General features: G+C 56.4%; 17 protein-coding genes. 4 read left to right on the plus strand and 13 right to left on the minus strand.

Features of this window, described 5'->3' with window-relative positions:
- Positions 1-8: 8 nt before the first annotated feature.
- The gene (locus ADN00_RS07100; protein WP_075062270.1) at positions 9-575 is read right to left on the minus strand and encodes a lytic transglycosylase domain-containing protein; all 567 of its coding nucleotides are present in this window, start codon (positions 573-575) and stop codon (positions 9-11) included.
- Positions 576-707: 132 nt separating this feature from the next.
- Here ADN00_RS07100 and ADN00_RS07105 point away from each other — a divergent pair, with 132 nt between their 5' ends.
- On the plus strand, positions 708-1,130 hold the full coding sequence (locus ADN00_RS07105; RefSeq protein WP_152966284.1) for a cupredoxin domain-containing protein: 423 nt from the start codon (positions 708-710) through the stop codon (positions 1,128-1,130).
- 64 nt (positions 1,131-1,194) lie between these two features.
- Here ADN00_RS07105 and ADN00_RS07110 read toward each other — a convergent pair whose 3' ends face one another.
- The 3 genes from ADN00_RS07110 to ADN00_RS07120 all read right to left on the minus strand — a co-directional run bounded on the left by ADN00_RS07110 (position 1,195) and on the right by ADN00_RS07120 (position 3,434).
- Positions 1,195-1,608 (minus strand): Fur family transcriptional regulator, encoded by a 414-nt coding sequence (locus ADN00_RS07110; RefSeq protein WP_075062272.1) that lies wholly within the window; start codon positions 1,606-1,608, stop codon positions 1,195-1,197.
- Positions 1,609-1,703: 95 nt separating this feature from the next.
- Positions 1,704-2,816, minus strand: a complete 1,113-nt coding sequence (locus tag ADN00_RS07115) for a M23 family metallopeptidase (RefSeq protein ID WP_160317481.1) — start codon at positions 2,814-2,816, stop codon at positions 1,704-1,706.
- Positions 2,817-2,981: 165 nt separating this feature from the next.
- Positions 2,982-3,434, minus strand: a complete 453-nt coding sequence (locus ADN00_RS07120) for a tetratricopeptide repeat protein (protein ID WP_075062274.1) — start codon at positions 3,432-3,434, stop codon at positions 2,982-2,984.
- Between the two features lie 265 nt (positions 3,435-3,699).
- On the opposite strand from ADN00_RS07120, the gene mtnP reads away from it, so the two are divergent.
- Both mtnP and ADN00_RS07130 read left to right on the plus strand, forming a co-directional pair.
- Positions 3,700-4,566 carry an S-methyl-5'-thioadenosine phosphorylase gene (gene mtnP / locus ADN00_RS07125; protein ID WP_075062275.1) on the plus strand — a complete coding sequence of 289 codons (867 nt, stop codon included), beginning with the start codon at positions 3,700-3,702 and terminating at the stop codon, positions 4,564-4,566.
- Between the two features lie 17 nt (positions 4,567-4,583).
- Positions 4,584-7,229, plus strand: coding sequence for an FtsW/RodA/SpoVE family cell cycle protein (locus tag ADN00_RS07130; protein WP_075062276.1), 2,646 nt, complete (start codon positions 4,584-4,586; stop codon positions 7,227-7,229).
- A gap of 58 nt (positions 7,230-7,287) precedes the next feature.
- On the opposite strand, the gene tyrS is transcribed toward ADN00_RS07130, so the two are convergent.
- Entirely contained in the window at positions 7,288-8,505 is a 1,218-nt protein-coding gene (tyrS, locus tag ADN00_RS07135) for a tyrosine--tRNA ligase (RefSeq protein WP_075062277.1), read from the minus strand.
- A gap of 196 nt (positions 8,506-8,701) precedes the next feature.
- Between tyrS and ADN00_RS07140 the strand changes: the two genes are divergently transcribed.
- On the plus strand, positions 8,702-9,205 hold the full coding sequence (locus ADN00_RS07140; protein ID WP_075062278.1) for an HNH endonuclease: 504 nt from the start codon (positions 8,702-8,704) through the stop codon (positions 9,203-9,205).
- A gap of 1 nt (position 9,206) precedes the next feature.
- On the opposite strand, the gene ADN00_RS07145 is transcribed toward ADN00_RS07140, so the two are convergent.
- The 8 genes from ADN00_RS07145 to ADN00_RS07180 all read right to left on the minus strand — a co-directional run bounded on the left by ADN00_RS07145 (position 9,207) and on the right by ADN00_RS07180 (position 19,125).
- Positions 9,207-9,962, minus strand: a complete 756-nt coding sequence (locus ADN00_RS07145; protein ID WP_075062279.1) for an MBL fold metallo-hydrolase — start codon at positions 9,960-9,962, stop codon at positions 9,207-9,209.
- Positions 9,963-9,984: 22 nt separating this feature from the next.
- Entirely contained in the window at positions 9,985-11,406 is a 1,422-nt protein-coding gene (locus ADN00_RS07150; protein ID WP_075062280.1) for a stage II sporulation protein M, read from the minus strand.
- 4 nt (positions 11,407-11,410) lie between these two features.
- The gene (locus tag ADN00_RS07155) at positions 11,411-12,334 is read right to left on the minus strand and encodes an ABC transporter ATP-binding protein (protein ID WP_075062281.1); all 924 of its coding nucleotides are present in this window, start codon (positions 12,332-12,334) and stop codon (positions 11,411-11,413) included.
- Positions 12,335-12,404: 70 nt separating this feature from the next.
- Complete coding sequence (gene lgt / locus ADN00_RS07160) at positions 12,405-13,256, minus strand: prolipoprotein diacylglyceryl transferase (protein ID WP_075062282.1); 852 nt, start codon at positions 13,254-13,256, stop codon at positions 12,405-12,407.
- A gap of 44 nt (positions 13,257-13,300) precedes the next feature.
- A complete protein-coding gene (locus tag ADN00_RS07165) occupies positions 13,301-13,924 on the minus strand; it encodes a CDP-alcohol phosphatidyltransferase family protein (protein WP_160317482.1) in 624 nt (207 codons plus the stop codon).
- Between the two features lie 62 nt (positions 13,925-13,986).
- Entirely contained in the window at positions 13,987-16,176 is a 2,190-nt protein-coding gene (locus tag ADN00_RS07170) for a DNA translocase FtsK (protein WP_075062283.1), read from the minus strand.
- Positions 16,173-17,120 carry a S1 RNA-binding domain-containing protein gene (locus tag ADN00_RS07175; RefSeq protein WP_075062284.1) on the minus strand — a complete coding sequence of 316 codons (948 nt, stop codon included), beginning with the start codon at positions 17,118-17,120 and terminating at the stop codon, positions 16,173-16,175. Before ADN00_RS07175 ends, ADN00_RS07170 begins: the two co-directional genes overlap by 4 nt.
- A gap of 94 nt (positions 17,121-17,214) precedes the next feature.
- A complete protein-coding gene (locus ADN00_RS07180; protein WP_075062285.1) occupies positions 17,215-19,125 on the minus strand; it encodes a histidine kinase N-terminal 7TM domain-containing protein in 1,911 nt (636 codons plus the stop codon).
- Positions 19,126-19,134: the final 9 nt, after the last annotated feature.

A 19,134-nucleotide genomic window follows, 5' to 3' on the forward strand; every position in this document is an offset into this window, starting at 1 on the left:
TGGCTTACCTATTGGTAAGAATGGTAAATATTCAGCACGATGTCGGCGTAATAATATCCCACATCTTTGGGGCCGTAGGCTTTTAAGGCATCGCGCTCGTTGCCGTGCTTTTGAATTAACCCAGCCAGCATGCGCGTTCCATAGATGATATTAAATTCAGGCTGAAACAATTCGTCCATCGGTGGGCGGTTGGCAAAACACGGTCCGTTGACACACTGAAAACCAGCCGCAATGCCATCTCGCGGCATCACCTGCATCAGCCCCACCGCCCCACTCTTCGAGTAAGCATCGGCGCTGCCCCCGCTCTCCTGCAAAATGACGGCCGCGATCAGCCGGGCGTCCAGGCCGTGATTGGCCGCTTCGCGCTCAATCCAACCGCACCACTGCCGCACCGACTCCGGGTAGCGCGCAGGCAGGCCACATTCCAAAGTAGATGCTTGCTGCACCTCAGCGGCTGGCTCAGCCTCCGGGGCAGCCTGAACCACATCAGAGGTGTTGAACAGGCTGGCGAACAGCGCCACGCCCAGACACCCCAGCAAAAACCCCGGAATGATCGCCCATCGAATTGAAGTCATACGCACCTACCATTTCTCAACAATAAGGTTGTTCTTATTATAGCATATTTGTTCTATTTTTCAAGAGTTAGTTTCCGGAAAGCCGGTTTGGATGACCTTGCTTATCGTCTCCGCCCTGATTACAATACCTCTATGCCAAACAAAAAACGATTGGGCTTGTTTTGCCTTCTCCTTCTTCTCCTGGCATCCGCCTGCGCGCGTGATCCATACGAACAGGTATCCACCCGCCAGCGAGTATCCATTCAAGACGCCTCCTTCTCCCCGCGCCAGTGGAAAGTGCCTGCCGGGAAGGAGATCAGCTTTGAGGCGCAGAACTTTTCCAGTCGCGACTTGGAATTCTCGATCCTCACCGCCAATATTGAACCACCTCTTCGCCCTCAAGATACGGAAATAATCTGGTTCAGCACTTCTCTGCCTTCTGATCAGAAGGTTCAGTTTTCCTTCCAATCGCCGTCCATGCCCGGCGAATATGATGTGCTTCTCGACTCAACTGCCGCTTCTGGCCAGGAATGGTTGGGGAAACTGGTCGTATATTCCCCCGAAGTACTTCCATAAAAAAAGCCCTTTACGTTGGGCTTTTTCTCATACAAATTCTACGGAGCAGCTGCTTTCCTGTTTTTTAAGAATAGCCCTGCCTGCGGCAGGTGCTGCACACCCCAAAAACCTGCATCCAGTGTTCCTCAATCTGGTAATCTTTCTCGATGCCAATTTGTGCAAAAAAAGACTCCAGATTCTCCCCTTGAAAATACTCATACCGCCCGCAAACGCTGCAAAGCAGCAAATGATGATGTCCCTCTTTGGCAGCAACAAAAGCCTGGCAGCCTTGGTGCTGGTGCACCCGTTGGATCATTCCCAATTCTTCGAGTTTCTCCAGCGTGCGATATACGCTCACCAGCCCCAATTTTCCATAATGCGCCCGCGCAAGGTCAAAAACCTCACACGGCTTCAACACCCGGTCACTGTTAATCACAACCTCCACCACTGCTTCGCGCGCGTCTGTCAACCGGTACCCGTTATCGCGTAGCTTTTGCATCCATACGTCTTTACGCTCGTCCAATTTTTTCCTCAATTATTTTTCGTCATCTGCCATTTCAAAACGCAACCCCACGATGGTCTCAGCAGCCAACCTTATTGCAAAAAATTCCACGGGTTAACCTTGCCGTACTCATCGCTCAGCATTTCAAAATGCAGGTGCGGCCCGCTGGAATTCCCTGTGCTGCCCATTCCGCCGATCAGGTCACCCTGGGTAACGGGTGAGCCGCAGCCCACGGTCAGCGAATCCAGGTGGGCATACAGCGTTTGCCAGCCGTTGCCGTGATCAATCACAATCACATTACCATAACCCCAATCATTCCAGCCCGCGTATACCACCACGCCTGAATCTGCGGCGTAGATTGCGTTTCCACTGCTGCCAGCAATATCAATCCCATAATGATTGGTCTCTGGCGCGTAATCATAGCCCGAGAGATAGCGCTCTACCGATGGCCAGATGAAGGTTCCTCCACCCACCGGCCCATCCATAATCGCGCCGCACGCGCCCGGCCCCATAATGCTGGCCACAGCCGGGTCGCTGCGCGTGATGCGCGGCGCGCTCCATGAGATAAACTCGCGCCGGCCGCCCGGCACAACCAGCCAGGTTCCCGGCTCAATATTGGGGTTCGCCAGGTCGCCCAGGGTTTCCACGTTGAGCTGGTTGCCCGGCCAGTTCAGAATCGCATCAGGAGTAACCCCGTAGAAAGCGGCCACACCGTTTAGGCCGTCTCCACTGTGCCATTCATAATACACCCCATCCACCGGCAGAATATTCAACATCTGCCCGGGGGTCAGCCGGTGCGGATCGTCAGCGAGAATATAATAATTTCCCCACAAAATTGTTTCAGGGCGCAAATTGAACTTTTGGGCAATGCCAAAAATCGTATCGCCTTTTTGCACTTCATATTGAGTTACACTCGAGCGCGGTTTGGCTGGGATATTGGTATGCAAAAGAGTCAGGCGCTCCACTCCCCCAGCCGAAAGCGCTGCGGGCGCGTTCAGGTTCACCGCGATGACCGGCGTGGGCTCTGCCAGCGGGGCTGCCTGCGCCGACCCGCTGATCGATCTCATTTGCCCCTGCAGGTAGAAGTTACGCATTACCCACACAACTAACAAAATCATCACCACCGAGGCCAGGCCGCTGCCCAACCGCAGCGCGGCTTCGCCCAGGCCCATGCGCAGCACACCATCCCAAATGTCGCGCCACATCCGCCTGGGACGCGCGGTTAATTCAGGATCTTCCTTGGAAACTTGGCGATCAATATCTTTAAAAGATGCGGGGGATTCCTGCATACGGTTAAACCTCGCTTGCCATCATAACATAAGCGAGAAAGTCGGTCAAGAAACCTTGATTCTACACGGTCTGCGCTGTGATCACAGCATTCCAATTACCGTAACAATGATCAAAACCACCAGCGCCGCGACCAGCGCGATAAATTTTTTATCGTCCTCCAAAAATCCCGCGACCAGGTCTTTTCCCCGCGCAATCGCGTTGGCTTTCGCCTTCTTTGGCGGCTCGCTCAATGCCAGATAATCACCGTCTTCCTGGCTGCCCCCTCGCAATCCCCCCAGCGCCGCCTCATACGGGTGTGCCTGCTCCGCTTCCATCTCTTCCAGTCTTTGCGTCGCCGCCTCATCTTGTGGCGACAAGATCAAAATTTGCCGCAGGCAGCGCACCTTTTCCTTTTCATCCTGATACGCGTCTGCCAGCATACGCCAGGCTTCCAGATTCTGCGGCTCTTCCAGAACAATCTTCTCTAAAGATTCCACGGCTGTATCAAAATCACCCACCTGCACCAAACGTCTGATTAACTCCAAATCTGCCATCGATACCCCTCTCTTTTTCCGGTCGGCCTGCCGCCGCTCGGGCAAATTGGTTAAGCTAATAAAGATATACAATGATTATAGGCCAATCCCCACCAGCGCAACCCATTTATTAACCATATTTTCGTTTGACTGCGATCATCTGATTCCTGTCAACTTGTTCAGACCCTTTTTTACGTGCCTCGCCGCTCAATTAGAATTGTCGCGCCTACCATCCTGTGCTATGATTCAAAACGAACTAACCTGAAGGAAAAGAACGGAGAAAATCATGACCGCTCAACCCATCCTGGCTGTCATCGGTGGTTCAGGCCTTTATCAATTTGAAGGTCTGCAAGACGTTGAAACCATCGAAGTGGATACCCCCTACGGGAAACCCAGCTCCCCCATCGTCATGGGCACCCTGGCCGGAAAAACGGTTGCGTTTTTGGCCCGCCACGGCATCGGCCATTTCATCTCCCCTACCGAGGTCAACTACCGCGCCAACATTTACGCCCTCAAGTCCATTGGCGCCCGCCGGATTGTCAGCATCAGCGCCTGCGGCTCCCTGCGCGAAGATTACGCCCCCGGGCACATCGTCATCCCCGACCAGCTCATCGACTTCACCCGCGACCGCAAGCGCTCTTTCTTTGAGAACGGCCTGGTTGCCCACATCAGCCCCGCGGATCCCTTCTGTAATGAAATCTCCACCGAAATCTACCAGGCGGTCATTCAGACCAGCGCCGTCTGCCACCTGGGCGGATCATTCATCACCATTGAAGGGCCGCGTTTTTCCACCAAAGGCGAGTCCAACCTCTTCCGTGCCTGGGGCATCTCCATCATCGGCATGACCACCTCACCCGAGGCTTTCCTCGCCCGCGAAGCCGAAATGTGTTACGGTGTTTTGGCCCATGTAACCGACTATGACGTCTGGCATACTTCCGAAGCCCCTGTTTCGGTGGAAATGGTTGTCCGCACCCTGCAAGAGAATACTCATCACGCCCAGGAAGCCATCCACAACCTGGTCAGCGCCCTGCCTGAAGATTTTGACTGCAAATGCTCGCGCGCCCTGGCCAACGCCCTGATGACCAATCCTCCGGCTATTCCCGCTGGCACGCGCCAGCAGTTGGGCTGGCTGATAGATAAATACCTCGCCTGAGAAAAGCGCCGGTTACTTTGAATCCCATTTTTCCCGCGTCTCTGTCTCCCAAAGACCGCCAGCAAAGCCGTTTGCTCTCGCTGACAGCGCTATTCTTGCTGCTCTATGCGGCCATCCTCACCCTTTCTCCAGCGGTCCGCCAGCGCCAGTGGCCGGCCGACCTGCACTGGCAGCATTGGGCCGGTGTGGCCATCTGGTTGCTCGGTTTCGCGCTCACCCACCGCCAGGTTTGCCGCCACCTACCCGACCGCGATCCTTACCTTTTGCCAGTCGTTGCCACCCTCAGCGGATGGGGGCTGCTAACCATTTACCGGCTCATCCCCTCTTTTGGCTACCGCCAGACCATCTGGCTGGCCATCGCCCTGGGCTTGCTCAACTTTGCCTTGCGCGTCCCCAACCTCCTGGATATGCTGCGCCGCTACAAATACGTCTGGCTGGTCAGCGGGCTGCTGCTGACGGCCTTCACCATCCTGATCGGCACCTATCCCTCCGGCGAAGGCCCAACCTTGTGGCTGAACTTCCAGCTTTTCTTCATACAGCCCTCCGAACCGCTGAAGCTGCTGGTGGTCATTTACCTGGCCGCCTACCTGGCCGATAACCTGCCGGTGAGCTTCAGTCTGGCACGGCTGCTCGCCCCCACAACCGTGCTGGTTGGCGCGGCGCTGGCCATTTTTTCCGTCCAGCGCGACCTCGGCACAGCCTCCCTATTCATCTTGCTTTACTTCGGTGTCATTTTTCTGGCCTCTGGCCGCCGCCGCATTCTGCTCGCCGGAGCAGCGATCCTTTTGATCGCGGCTATTGCCGGTTATTTCATCTTTGATGTCATCCGCTTACGGTTCGACGCCTGGCTCAATCCCTGGCTCGACCCCACCGGCCGATCCTATCAAATCGTGCAGTCTATCCTCGGCATTGCCGCCGGCGGTTTGATCGGCCGCGGACCCGGACTGGGCAGCCCTTCGGTGATCCCCGTAGCCATCTCCGATTTTATCTTCGCCGCCATCGCTGAAGAAACCGGACTGCTCGGCATCATCGCCCTCCTTACCCTGATTGGTCTTCTGGTCAGCCGCGGATTTCGCGTTGCCTTACGCGCCCGCAGCCTTTGGCTGCGTTACCTCTCAGCCGGTCTTGTGATCGAGCTGGCTCTCCAGTCAATTCTGATTATTGGCGGCAACACCCGCCTGCTGCCCCTCACCGGGGTTACCTTGCCCTTCGTCTCGTATGGCGGATCTTCCCTCATATCTTCCTTCGCGGCTCTTTTCCTCCTCCTCTTGATCAGCAATGAGGACGAAGATTTCGATCCCGCCCCCGTGCAAGACCCGTTCGCCTACCAGCTCATCTTCGGTGGGCTTCTCGCCTCACTGGCTTTGCTGGCGCTCATCAGCGGATGGTGGGCTGTCATTCGCCGCACAGATTTACTCACCCGCGCCGACAATCCCCGCCCGGCCATCGACGATTATTACGTTCCGCGTGGCAAAATGCTCGACCGCAATAACCGCGTCATTGTCTCCACCGCTGGAAAAGCGGGCGCCTACACCCGTCAAGTCTCCATTTCTTCGCTGGGCCCGGTGGTTGGGTATTCTCATCCCCTGCTGGGGCAAGCCGGCCTCGAGGCCTCGCTTAATGATTACCTGCGCGGCTTGCAGGGCAGTCCCGCCGCCCTGATTTTCAAAGATGATCTGCTCTACGGACAGCATCCCGCCGGTCTGGACGTGCGTCTGACCCTAGACCAGGAGCTGCAGCGAAGCGCGGACGAATCCCTGCAGGGGCATGTGGGCAGCCTGGTGCTGCTCAACGCGCACAGCGGCGAAGTGCTCGCTTTGTCTTCATCCCCCAACTACGACCCCAACCGCATTGAAGAAGATCTGCAATCCTGGCTGGCCGATTCTAACGCGCCCCTGCTCAACCGCGCCGTGCAAGGCCAATACCCGCCCGGAACCGCTCTGGCGCCCTTCCTCTACGCCCACGCCATCCAAAAAAACCTGCTTCCCGATCTGCCGTTTTCACAGGCGGTGTCTTTCAACCAGCAGTCCTGGATGTGCTCCTTGCCAGTAACGCCCCCGCTCACCTGGCCCAAAGCGGTTGCAGCCGGCTGCCCGGCCGCCATACAGGCGCTCGGGCAGACCTTCAACCCCTCCGATTGGCTCGCCTTGTACCAATCGGCCGGATTTGGCGAAACGCCTGATCTGCGCCTGCCAGCCGCGCCGACAGCCAGTCTGTCTGTGGATTCATTTTCCAACACCGATCCGGCACAGATCGCCCTCGGGCAAAGCGGCATCAACGTCAGCCCGATGCAGATGGCCCTGGCAGTCGCAGCCTTCTCCACCGACGGTCCCCGTCCCATCCCGCTGATTGCCGCCGCGGTCAACACCCCCGCTCAGGGCTGGGTGGTTCTAACTTCAGACACCCCCACCGTCACCTTGCCGCAGTCCTCGCGCGCCGCCGTCCGGGACCTGACCGTAGAGAGCAAGCCCTATTGGCAGGTAGTTGCCTCTGCCCAGGCCGCGAAAAAGAAGCTCACCTGGTACCTGGCGGGCACCACCCCCGAATGGCCCAACACCTCCCTGGCCCTGGTCATCTTGTTGGAAGAAGACAACCCGCGTCTGGCAAAAACCATTGGCGAGCAGCTCATCGAGAAAACCCTCAATCTCACCCAAACGGAATAAAAAAACAGGCGGCCCGTGTAGGGCTGCCTGTTCATGTTGTCATCGCTCGCTGCGCGGGCTATTTTTCGATAATGCGCACATAATTGCGCTTGCCAACCTGCAACACGCCCGCATGCGGCACTGCCGCGCGCGCGTCGGTCAGCACTTCGCCGTCCAGTTTCACACCTTTCTGATCAATCAAGCGGCGCGCCTGGCTTTTGCTCTCCGCCATACCCGTCGCCACCAGCAAGTCAGCCAGCGGCATGGCAGCGTCCAGGCCAAATTCCGCCATTTCTTCTGGAACGTCGCCTTTCTGGAACAAGCGCACAAACGCCTCTTGCGCGTCGTTGGCCGCCTCGTCGCTGTAGAACGCCGAGGTGATTTCCCATGCCAGCTTCATCTTCGCGTCTCGCGGGTGCAGCGTGCCTTCTTTGAGCGCGCTTTCCATCGCGTGGATCACATCCGGCGTCCAGCGGGTCACCAGGCGCGAATACTGCGGCATGGCAGCATCTGGAATGCTCATCACCTTTCCATACATATCCTCTGGTCCGGTCAAAATCGGAATATGGTTCCCCAGCGATTTGCTCATCTTGACCGTTCCATCGGTGCCTGGCAAAATGCCCAGAATGATGGCAATATTCGGTTTGGCGTCCAGGTAGGTCATAATCTTGCGCGCGGCAGTAACAATATTGAACAACTGGTCCGTACCGCCGATCTGCACGTCTGCTTTCAGCGCATAAGCATCATACCCCTGCATAATCGAATAGAACAGCTCGTGCATGTACAACGCGTCGCCTTTATCCCAGCGCTTGCGGAAGTTCTCGCGGGTTAAAAACTGCTGGATGGTAAAGTTGGAAGACAGCTTGATTAAGTCTTCAAACGTCAGCTTAGAGAGCCATTCCGCGTTAAAGGCAATTCTGGTTTTGTCCTTCTCTAGAATGCGGTAGGCCTGTTCGGCGTAAGTGCGCGCGTTTTCAGCTACCTGCTCGGCGGTGAGTTGCGGGCGTAAAACATCTTTGTCCGACGGATCGCCGATCAGTGAGGTGAAATTCCCCACCAGGAAAACCACATCGTGTCCCAATTCCTGGAACTGGCGCATCTTGCGCATGGGAACGGTGTGCCCCAGGTGCAGGTCCGCGGTGCGGGGATCAAACCCGCAGTAAACGCGCAGCGGGCGTCCTTCTTTTTGCGCTTCCACCAGCCGCTCGCGTAGCTCGCGCGTCATTGCCGTTTTCAGGTTGTCGTCACCGTATTCGGTACCCTGCATCAAGTATTCGACTTGCTCATCAATATTCATACATGCCTCCACAATGATCCGGCAGGTTCAACCGCGAACAGGCCATCCGCTGCCTCCCCGAATTATACTGGAAAAACGCCATCCCCGTGCCTGGCTTGCAGAGCAGATTTTCTCCCATTTTGATTAACCGCGCTCTAACCCGCTGTTAATTCCTCAGGGGACAATTATTTGCTATAATCCTACCAATGGAGTAGGTATGCACGAATCAGTGCTGGTTTTGAATGCCAATTTTGAGCCGATCAATATTTGCTCCACCCGCCGGGCGGTCAGCCTGATGCTCGCCGAAAAAGCTTCGCTGATCGCCAATGGCCGCGGTTATATTCGCACGGCCCGCCTCAAAATCCCCGCTCCGTCCGTCATCCGCCTCGCCCACATGGTTCACCGCCCGCGCCCTCATCTCCGGCTGACCCGCCGTGAGGTGTTGCGCCGCGACAATTTCACCTGCCAGTACTGCGGCCGGCGCGCCGAGGAACTGACCATCGATCACATCATCCCGCGCCGCCTGGGCGGGCGCCTGACCTGGGACAATGTGGTTACCGCCTGCGCTCCCTGCAACCATAAAAAGGGCGGCAAAACCCTTGAAGAAGCCGGTATGCGCCTCCTGCGGCAGCCCAAAGAGCCCCCATCCAGCGCGGAATATCGCTTTGGGCGCAGTGGAGCCTCTTTTGTTGAATGGGAACCGTTTTTACAGGGCTGGTAGCTCAGTCCGCGAAAAGGATCTCTTCCCGCTCTTTGGCCAGACGCACTTCCCCGCTGAAATATTGACTGGCTTTCTCAACCCACTCTTGCTCGCTCACATCCGGGTAATGGACCAGGTACAGACGCTTAACCCCCGCTTTTTGTGCTGTTTCACCCGCTTTTTCCGGCGAGGTGTGCCCCACGCCATACCCGCCAGCCTCGTGCAGCAGCACGTCTGCGCGCGCTGCCAGCCGCGCAACTTCCTCGCATGGCTGCGTATCGCACGAATAGGCGAACGAAGCCCCGCTTTTCAAGAAGTCCACCCGCAGCCCCATGGTTGGGATCAGGTGCCGCACCGGTGAGGCCGTAACGCGCAAATGGTCATCTCCCAGCACCGGCGCGTTCTCCCGCTCGCTCACCGCGATAAACTCCACCGGGTAAAAATTCGGCCAGCTTTCCCAATCGAAGAGCTGCAGCAGGCGCTTGAACTTCTCCAGCGTATCTTCCAACCCATAAACCCGCAGACGATCTTTTCGACCTTTCAACCACATCACCATCAGCAAATATGGCGCGCCCGAGACATGGTCGGGGTGAAAGTGTGTCAGCACCAGGTCGGTTAAGGTCATAAAATCGAGTCCCACCCGCGGCAGGTGCGCCACCGGGTTGGTGGCGCAGTCGATTAACATTCTGCGCTCCCCGCACTCCAGCCAGAAATGCGTATTTTCACGATCATGGTCTGGCACGGCAGCCGCCGTCCCCAACAGGATCAGTTTCCCCATCCTTTACCTCGTATCTCACACCTTATAAGAATGCCTTCAAAATTTGCGGAGTCACCCAGGACTCTACCGCCGCGGCAATCAACAGCAAGGGCGCTACCACCCCCACCATTACCCGCAGCCAGCGCGCCAGGCTGATCAGCCACACCTCGCCCACCGTTTTCTCCGCGTTGGGTGTGGCCTGAAGAATGCCCATTTGCAGCACAGCCGCGCTGCCAATGATCACCGCCGGAATCTCCAACACCCCATGCGGAATCAGAAACATCAGGTACGTCTCTAGCGGCAAGCCGTTCATGGTCAGCAGAGCGCCCAAATAGCCTGCCACACCCAGCGAAGCCAGCAGCGGCAGCGTTCCCAAAATCCCCACCGAGAACACCCCCAGCAGCATGGCCAGGATCATCACGCGCACATTTTGCCACCAGATGCCCATCACCGGCCCAAAGCCAAACAACGGGAAGATCTCTGTCAGCAGTTCCATCCTGTCCGGAAGATCGGTGAACGTCTCGCCGCCCAAAGAAATATAAAAAGTATTCACCATTCGCGCGCCGACCCACACCCCAGCCGCTCCGATGACCAGCATGGCCAGCATCGAAAAGCGCAGTTCGCGCAAGCTTTCTGGGATCACACGCCCGAACCATTCCCAGACAGTCCTGGCGTTCCCGCCAAACGCATTCCAAAACGTTCGCCACATCCATTTGACGTTGAGAACATCAATCTCCCTGCCGAGCAGTTCCTCACGCTGGAAGTGCGCCAGTCCCACCCGCATCAACAGAAAGGTCAGAATAACCAGCCCTCCAACCACCCACCACAATGCGGTGTAATCTCCCCAGAACATCACCACGCTTTCCCCCTGGATTAAGAACGCCACCGGTATGACGATGAAGCTGGCCAATAGATTGGTTGCCCGCACCGAGGTAGCCTGTGAAGACACCACCACCGCCCCGCTCACCATCACCACTGCCTGCACTGTGGTCAGCGCAAAGATTTGGATCAGCATCGGCAGTTCGGGCAGTGGCACTCCTTTGCTGGCCAACCCGATCAGGTAAACCGCCATCCCCAAAAAACTGGCCGTCAGTGGCGGAACCACCGACGAGAGCAGTTTGCCAAGGTAAAGCTGCCAGTCTTCCAGCGGAGTGTTGAGCAGCGGCTCAATGCTGCCGCGTTCTTTTTCACCCACAAACGTTTCGAGGGCAATCACCAGCGAAACTGAAATGGGAAAGAAACCCACAATCATCAGCAGAAACGGCACCAGCCGCTCGCCAATCACCGAGGCTCCGTATTGGCTGACAAAATCCAGCATTTGTTGGGCGGTGAAATTCATCAGAAATGGAAAAAAGACGGTCAAAAACAGCACCGGCAGAATAATGCGCCAGTCACGCAGTTGATCGCGCACTTCACGGCGCGTGATCACCAGAGCCGGCCGAATTTTCTGCAGCAGTTCTTGCATGGTTCTAATCCTCTTTTGCCAGCCGCACAGCTTCAATATAGGCGCTTTCCAGGCTGTGCGGCACCTCCTGGAAGGAGATCACGTCCAACTGGTCCGCCAACAGACTACGCAGCAAGGCCGGGTTGGTGTTTTGCGGATCGCGAATTTGAAACCGCAGCCGGTATCCTTCCCGCAGGGTCAAGCTCACCCCTTCCGGCAAGCTGCCCTGCCAGCCGTCCACATGCCTGGAAAGCATCGCTTCAAATTGGGTCGGCCCCAGAAGCTGCTGCTTCAACTCGTTCAATTCCCCCCAGCGGATAATTCTCCCCTTACGGATGATTGCCACCTGGTCCGCCAATTCCTCAGCTTCAGCCAGGTTGTGCGTGCATAACACAATGGTGCGGTCTGCCGAGCGCAGGCTGCTGATCGCGTCGCGCACCATGCGCGCGCTTTCCGGGTCCATCGCCGAGGTGGGCTCATCCAGCAGTAAAACCGGTGGTTGGTGTAAAAGCGCGCGCGCCAGAGATAATTTCTGGCGCATGCCTTTGGAATAACTGCTTAATCGCTTTTTTCGGTCTTCGGCTAGCCCAAACCGCTCCAACAATTCCAGGCTTCGCCGGCCACTGTGATTGCGTTCCAACCCATACAACTGTCCAAAAAAATCCAGGTATTCATCGGCGTTCATCCGCCCGTACAAGCCGTGCTGCTCGGTCAGAACTCCCACCACCGAGCGCACCTGACGCGCTTCTTTCACCACATCGTATCCCGCTACCCGCGCCATGCCGCGCGTGGGCCGCAGAATGGACGTCAGCATGCGCACCGTGGTGGTTTTCCCGGCCCCGTTAGGGCCTAGCAATACCAGCACGTTTCCCTGCGGTACGTCCAGGTTCACCCCATCCACCGCGACAAATTGGTCAAACTGCTTGGTCAGGTTTTCAGCAAAGATCATGACCTGTTGTCCTTCCCGGGTGTTTGCCGCCCGGGGTTTTTACTCCAGCCTGACAACACTGCAAAAAGGGTCAGGCCTCTGCCTGCGATTCTTCTTCACTGCCGCCCGACTTCTCTGCCGATGTTTTGCCGCCCAGGCGATGCCGCAAGAACAGCGCCAGCGCGCTCCCCAACGCCACAACCGCCATCAGCGTCTGGTTGGCGTTGATTGTGCCAATGCTTGAGGCATCCAGCCGCAGATATTCCAGCAGAAAGCGCCCCACCGGGTAGACAATCAGGTACGTCAGCAAAATATCGCCCGGCTTCAACCGTCCGGCAAATTTTTTGCCAATCCACAGCAGCAGGCCCATATTCATCAAGTTCCAGAGGAATTCATACAGAAACAGCGGATGATAGCGCGCCACATCCATATACTCCGGCAGGCGGTGGGCCTCATCAATGGATATCGCCCACGGCAAATTGGAAGGGGCGCCGTACAGTTCCTGGTTCACAAAGTTTCCCCAGCGGCCAATCGCCTGAGCCAGCGCCAGTCCGGGCGCCACAATATCGCCAAAATCACCAAAGCGGATATTGTGCCGCTTGCAGTAAACATACACGGCTACCATTCCCCCCATCACCGCCCCAGGGATTCCCAGTCCACCTCTCCAGATTTTCAGAATCTCAATCGGGTTTTGGAAATAATAGGAGGTGGTCAGCCCAGCTGCCTGCATCGAATCGGGCGGCGTGAAAACGTGCCACAACCGCGCTCCGATGATCCCAGTGATCAAAATGTAAGGCAGCGCGTCCCAAATAAATTCAGAATCCATGTTGCGCTTTTTGGCCTCGCGCTCGGCCATAAAGGCCGCCAGCACCGTGCCAAACATGATGATCACACCGTACCAATGAACAAATAATGGACCGATGGAAAAACCTTCTCTAACCATAATGATTGAATAATTCCTTTCAAAAAGAGGGTTCTGTTACTCGCCTAGAGATTCATCGTCTCATGCGCCTGTTTGCGCACCGACCAGATGCGCTGCACCGCCGTGAAATTGGCCAGAACAGCGATAATTCCCAGACCGTATATCGAAAGATTGAAGATCAAGGAAGGGATAAGGATAATATAGCGTTCCACCCGAGAAAGCAAACCGATCTTGCCGTCAAAACCCAGCGTCTCAGCCCGCGCCCGCGTGTACGACACCATCACCGACCCGGCCGCCGCCAGGTATACCAGCCCGCAGCCCAGCCAGTTATTCTGGTTCAAAAAGTAAACCAGCAGCCCGCCAAACAAAACCAGTTCCGAGTATCGGTCCGTTACCGAGTCGATGAACGCCCCAAATTTGCTCGGCTCGCCGCGCAGGCGCGCCATCGCGCCGTCCAGCGCGTCTACCGGCGCCATCACCAGAATCAGCAGCCCGCCCCAGGTAACCTCTCCCTGCGCGATGAGATACGCCGCTGCCGTGTGGCCAATCAACCCGGAAAGGGTTACCGTGTTCGGCTTCAGTCCCAACCGGTTCAAGAAGGCAGCGATTGGATCGATCACATTCTTAAACACTACTCTTAAGAAATCCGTAAACGTCTTTACTTTTGCGTCTTTGATTGCTTGTTCCACGATGCGCACCAATTATTCAAAATAGAAATGGATGAATTCAACGACACGATGACTGTGGTTTTTTATTCGGGGTCTTCTTCGATTTCATCTTCATTGTAATCGATATTTCTCTGTTCTTCGCCATCATCTTTGCTCACCAGCACTTCCCGCTCGCGGCCGCCTCCCTGGCTGGGGCCTACCACACCCAGTTCTTCCAGTTCGTCGATCAAACGCGCCGCGCGTGGGTAGCCCACCCGCAGCCGCCGCTGCAGCATCGACGCGCTCGCCCGCCGTTCTTCTTTAACAATTCGGATCGCCCGCTCCACCAGGTCGTCCTGGCCTTCGCTCTGCGCCGCGGATTCAATCATTTCCTCCCACGGAGCCGGTTCCACCTCGCCATTCATGTGCTGCTGCCAGTACTCAATCACCTTCTCAATCTCGTTGTCAGACACCATCACACCTTGCGCGCGCAGCGGCGTACCCGCCTCAGGGTCCAGGAAAAGCATATCGCCGTTGCCCAGCAGGCTTTCTGCGCCGTTGGCGTCCAGAATCACCCGCGAATCAATCGAAGAGGCCACATTAAACGCGATGCGCGCCGGGAAGTTGGCCTTGATCAGGCCGGTGACCACGTCTGTGCTGGGTCGCTGGGTAGCCACAATCAGGTGAATACCTGTGGCGCGTGCCAGCTGCGCCAGGCGCACCAGCGCGTGTTCGGTCTGGTCGGGCGCAGACATCATCAGGTCTGCCAACTCATCAATCAGAATCACCACCCGCGGCAGAGCGTTCTCGCCGCGCCGGGCGGCTCTTTCATTGTACGAATCAATATCGCGCGTCTTGGCGGCTTCCAGCAGGCGGTAGCGCCGGTCCATCTCAGCCAGCGCCCATTTTAACACGCCCAGCATGCGTTCGGGTTCCGTTTCCACCTTATTGTACAAGTGTGGAAGCCCATTGAAACGCACCAATTCCACCATCTTGGGGTCCAGCATCGCCAGTTTCAAGGTTTCCGGCGAATTGTTCATCACCAAACAGACCGTGATAGCCGCGATGCACACCGATTTGCCCGACCCGGTTGTTCCGGCGATCAGCAAATGCGGCATGCGCGACAGATCGCCAACTACCGGCTGTCCGGAGACATCTCTACCCAGCGCCAGCGCCAACGGCGAGCGCATCTTCAAGAACGGGCGCGACTCAAGCAAGTTGCGCAGCCGCACGATGCTCGGATCGGCATTCGGCACTTCCACCCCAACAAAAGCCTGCCCGGGAACCGGCGCTTCAATTCGCAGCCGCTCCGCCGAAAGCGCCAGCGCCAGATCGCGGTGCAGGTTGGCAATCTGCGCCACACGCACCTTCTGCCGCACCATCTCGCCATCCGGGTTGGTTTTTTCCACAAAACCCGGCTCCACCGCGAACTGGGTGACCGTCGGTCCCTGCCGGAAACCCACCACCCGCGCCGGAATTCCAAAATCGGCCAGCGCTTTTTCAATCCGCCGCGCCGTATCGTGAATATTGGTTTCGTCAGCTTTTACGGTCTTGTCCGGCAGCACCAGGTCCAACGGCGGCAGACCGTCACCGCGTTTCAATTCAGCGTGGCCTTTTGGCTCAGGGGATTTTCTGGCTTTGCGCGCCGGCGTGCCCTTTTGATCCATAGGAGCAGAAGCCACAGATTCGGCGGCCTGCCCTTCGCTTTCCAACGGTTCATCCTCCAGCAAGCGGTCCAGCAGGTTTCCAACCAGGCCGGTTAATCCCAATCCGCTCACCGCCAGCACCACGGTGATGCCACCCCACAAAATGGTGCTGATTGGCGCAGGCAGAAAACGGTCCACAATTTCCGCCAATCCCCAGCCAATGAATCCACCGTCCAGTCCCTGTGATGCCCGCTGCAGCGATTGACCACCCAACGCAGAAAAGAACGCCATCAGGCTGAACATCAGACCTTCCAGCACAATAATCCGCTTCAGCGGAAAGGCCACCGATTTCTCGTTATTGGCCAGAATCAGCAAAACGCCCGCCAATCCCAGGAAAAACACCACCGCGAAGGCACCCCAGCCCATCCAGGTACGGATGAATCTCACCCACACCGAGACCAGCGTGCCTTCGGTAAAGTCCAGCAGCGCCATGAAGGTGATGATAGCCGCCACAACAAGCAAAAGTCCAATCGTGTCTGCCGTGTAGCGGCGTCCGCGAATGGACTGATCACTCTTCTTCGGATGGGAATGCCCCGCCTCTGGCGAGAAGGAATGATATGAATTCGATTTTCTGGAGTTACCGCTCATTCAATATCCACCAGACCCAACCCCAGCCTTCTGCGTTCAGAATCAATATGCAGGATTTCAACCCGCACCACCTGACCCGGCCGGAAGGCGTGATTGAGGTCCTTATGATCCGTTCCCAGATTCATGGAAGAGATGTGCACCAGGCCCTCAACGCCCTCATCCAGCCGGGCGAAAACGCCGTAGCGCTTGATCGCGGTGATGGTGGCGCGCACTTCATCTCCAGAATGGTAGTTTTCCACCAGCTTTTCCCACGGGTTGGGGCACAGGCGCTTCAAGCTGAGTGCCACACGCACGTTCTCTTCAGATACCTGTAACACCAGCGCGCTGACGGTCTGGTTGACCTTCAACACTTCTGAGGGATGATTAACCCGCCCCCAGGAGAGTTCGGACACATGAATCAAACCTTCCACACCGCCCAGGTCTACAAACGCGCCAAAGTCGGTTACGTTGGTTACCGTGCCAGTCACCACATCATCCGCTTTCAGTGACTTGAACAACTGCTTGCGCTGGCCTTCCCCTGCCAATGCTGCCCGCTCCGAGAAGACAATGCGTTCCATCGTCGGCTCGCATTCAATAATTTTCAACTGCATCGAACAGCCTAAATAATGCGCCAGCCGTTCGCGGCGTTCGCTTTCATCATCAATGGAGGCCATTTCTACCAGATGCGATACCGGAACAAAGCCTTGAATCCCCTGCCCATTGACCAGCAAGCCCCCTCGATTGAAGGCGTAAACCTTCAGCACGACAATCTCATCATTGTCGTAGATTTTTTTCGCCTTTATCCAATCTACACTCGTCTCTTCAACCGGTGTCAGCTCTGCCGCTGCGGTACTTTCATGGCTATGGTTATGATCCTGCTCATCATCGGCTAATACGGAAGCCCACCATCCTTCATCTACTTGTGAGAAGTTCTTGTCGACCGAGCTTTCATCTTTTACCACCATTCGATATCCTCCCCTGCTGAGACGATAATGCTTACGGGTAATTCACCATTTGTATATTATCTCAATTAATGAAAAATTAATCAAGAACTACCTGTTAATCCGCTGTCAAGCCATCCTGGTGGGCTTCATCTTCCATCTCCAGGATCGCTTTGGCCACCTCTTCAACTGCCACGCGTTGCTTTCGATATAAGTCCGCTTCCGACATCGCCAATCGCATGGCGACTTCTCGAACTTTCTTTCCTTCCAAAAATTTCAGCTCAAGTATATTATACAGAATCCACTCACCGGTAAACCTGCGTTCTCCCTCAGGTTTCAGTCTTTCGATGGCGGTCTTTAAAATGGATCGCAAAGCGTTGGCCGCGTTGCCGTCATGTTCTTGCAGTGCCGACTCAACAATCTTCAACTTCAGCAAGGGATTTTCGGTCAGTTTTGGGCCGCCCCAATAGTGGGTCAGGGCGTCCTTCACCCACTGGCTCATATCAGCCGGCACCTGAGAATCATTTTCCATCAGCATATCCGGCTCCACCGAATATCGGCCCACGGCCCGCACGGCCTGTAAATAATCCATTTCAGGCCGCAAAAGCTGCAGGCTTTGCAAATACCCTTCCTGGGCTTTGCGGTCTTTCAACGCCAATTCCGCACGGTGCGTCAGCCTGCTAATCGAGGTGATTTGTTCTGGCTCCAACACCTGTCCGCCAGTGCGAGAAATGCCGATTAACCCGATGAGATGGAAACTGCCATCCCCATCTTCCACAATCGGGATCAGCGTATCGCCGCCCCATTGGAACCACTCGTTATGATTACCGTTCTCCGCCAGCACTTGGTAAAGCTGCCGCGGGGCAGCTTCACCCACATCTGTTTTACCTACAGAAACAAACTGGTCCACTTCCGCGCCGCTAAATACGGCCGCGTACGCCCCTGGTGATTGAAGCTGGTCACAAACCGCCGCCAGCAACATCTCCAAAAATTGCTTTAAATCGCTACGCGTCATCAGGCGGTCTTCCAAAGCCCGCAGCATGTTCATCTCGCGATCATCCTGATCGAGAAACAACCATTTCGCCCCAAACGGCCCAAAAATGGTGATCAGGTGCTCAAGCAGCAGGATCGAAGCCGCCATCACCACCGGCACAAAGCCTGTGTAGGTCGCGCCAAACGCCTCACCAACCCGCCGGGTCACCGTCACCAGGCCCAGGGTAATGCTGGCAGTGATCGGGCCGCGCATAATCCACTTGATCAGCCGTTCTTTGATCACCCGGTCTGGCCAGGAGACGCCAAAAAACGCCACCGCGTACGCCATCAGAATAATCAAAACGCCCACCAGCGCCGCGATAAAAATCGTAACACTCCAAAAAATCACCGGGTGCCGCGCAGCTATATCGGAGCCAAACAGAAGGAAGGGAAACGAGCCAATCGCCGGGGCTGCCGAACCAATCATCAGATAGCGGATACGCCGCCGGCTGGTGGGGGTTTTGGTGCGCTGGTAAGCCCGCACCAGCAGCCATAAAGAAATCACCATCATCCCCAGGTAATACAGCGAAAACAAGTCGGTCAACACGTTGGCCTGGAAGAAGGGCGCCGGCTGCGCGGTGAGATTGATGTCTCCAAACAGTAGATTAAAGGGCAGGGTCATCAGGCAAGCCAGCGAAATGGAATACACCACCACGATCATCAGGCGCCGCCGCCCCCGGCTCGGCTTGCCGGTGGTGGCCAGCAGCGCGTCAGAAAATTGCAGGTATGCCGCCGGCAGCAGAATAATGCCAACCCACTGCAGTTTCAGCCAAAAAGAGATGATTTCGGGTGTTCCGGCCTGCATGCCAATTGCCTCAGCCGTAAACACAATCACCACGCACAGCATGATGATCGCGAAAGACCGGGCAACGCGGTCTCGCAGGTTAAAAGAAAGCGCATACAGCAGCAGCGAAAATGCGGTAATAGCGACGCCAGCGGTTAGAATCTCGCTGACAGCCTTGAGAATGGACAATACCCCCTGAAAACTACCCGACATGCAACCGGT

This window comes from Ornatilinea apprima (assembly GCF_001306115.1).
GTDB lineage: Bacteria > Chloroflexota > Anaerolineae > Anaerolineales > Anaerolineaceae > Ornatilinea > Ornatilinea apprima.